The 1406-nt window shown below is 40.8% G+C and carries 1 protein-coding gene and 1 pseudogene; one reads left to right on the top strand and one right to left on the bottom strand.

The features are described from left to right. A partial coding sequence (locus tag ABD915_RS09650) for a tyrosine-type recombinase/integrase (protein ID WP_345117730.1) occupies positions 1-1097 on the bottom strand: 1097 nt, incomplete at its 3' end. Between the two features lie 177 nt (positions 1098-1274). Here ABD915_RS09650 and ABD915_RS09645 point away from each other — a divergent pair. Beyond that, positions 1275-1406: pseudogene (locus ABD915_RS09645) on the top strand (tyrosine-type recombinase/integrase); the annotation flags it as partial.

Genomic DNA, 1406 nt, shown 5'->3' with positions numbered 1-1406 from the left:
CGACGATAGGCACGCTCTACTTGCCCTCCGACCGTATGACTTAAAATGGTTTCAGCGACCTCATAGGGGGCATCGGTTGTTTCAGCAAGCCAATTGCGTAAACTAGAGCGAAATCCATGGGGGCAGGCATCAAGTTTATTTTTTCGCATATACGTAGCCATACACTTCTCACCAAGGGGACCACGACCTGTTGCAGAAAAAAAGAAATCATTGCGAGATAAAAGGCGCGCTTGTTTCAAAATTTCTAATGCTTCTGTTGATAAGGGCACACGAAATTCTGTTGTAGCATCACGCCTTCCTTTCATATTCTCAGCAGGAATTGTCCATATATCCCCCTCAACTTGATCTTTATGCATATGACACAAAGGATTGGTACGAACCCCTGTCAGAATAAGCAAACGCAATGCTAAATTCGTCATAGTTGTTTTTTCGTAAAGTGTTTTATAAAAAGCCGGCACATCTTTCCAATCCATAGCTGGTCTATTAATAGTTTTATGAAGTTGTTTACCTAAAAGAGCACGTGCTTTTTCTGTTGCTTGTAAATCAACATCTAATCCTAATGCAGCCGCATGTTTGAGACACATATTGAGACGGATAAGAGCTCTATTAGCAGCTCCAGCCTTTGTATGCCAAATAGGGGCGAGTGTGTTGCGTATCTCTGTTTGCGTAATTTCTGAAACGGGCAGACAGCCTAATTTTGGTAAAATATGCAGTTTTAAAGGCGAAAACCAATCCCCATTTTTACCATCCCCTTTTAATTCAGCTTTACGAGTTTCAAAAGTCTCTAAAGCAATATCTTTTAAATAATGAAGATTGCTTATTGCTTCACGCTTTTGTTTATTGCGCTCTTTAATGGGGTCACGACCCTCATGCAAAACAGAACGCCATTGGTTTGCCAATTCACGGGCTTGTTTTAAAGAGACATGTCTTAAAGCACCCAGACCCATTTCGCGACGCCGACCCTGAATGGTATAACGATAAAGCCATTGAGCACCTCCATCTTTACGCTTATGAAGAAGCAAGCCGGCACCATCATTATATTTGCCAGCCCCCAATGTTGCGACAGACCTTGCATTAAGACGGTTCATAAGAGCCATTTTTAGTCCTTTCTTTAACAATTTTTACCCACACGCCAGCCCCGCTTTTGACGTGCAAGGGAATGATTTTGATTGATTCAAGATAAACAGCTTTGAAATGAGAGAATCTTACGTTATTCGGGACTCTCATTCAATATGAACAACGCTAGATTATCATTATAAATCAATATCTTGTCACTTGATGAAGGGTCATTTGCATGGCTACTGAAACAATACTTTAACAGCTCTAATTGGTATAACCTCGCTAAAGCCACAAAAAGACAAAGAGAACCCATTCTTACGAAGGTATGTGATACCATAGGAAACATT

It is taken from the genome of Bartonella jaculi (assembly GCF_039543045.1).
GTDB lineage: Bacteria > Pseudomonadota > Alphaproteobacteria > Rhizobiales > Rhizobiaceae > Bartonella > Bartonella jaculi.
This window is presented reverse-complemented; position numbering and strand designations above follow the sequence as displayed.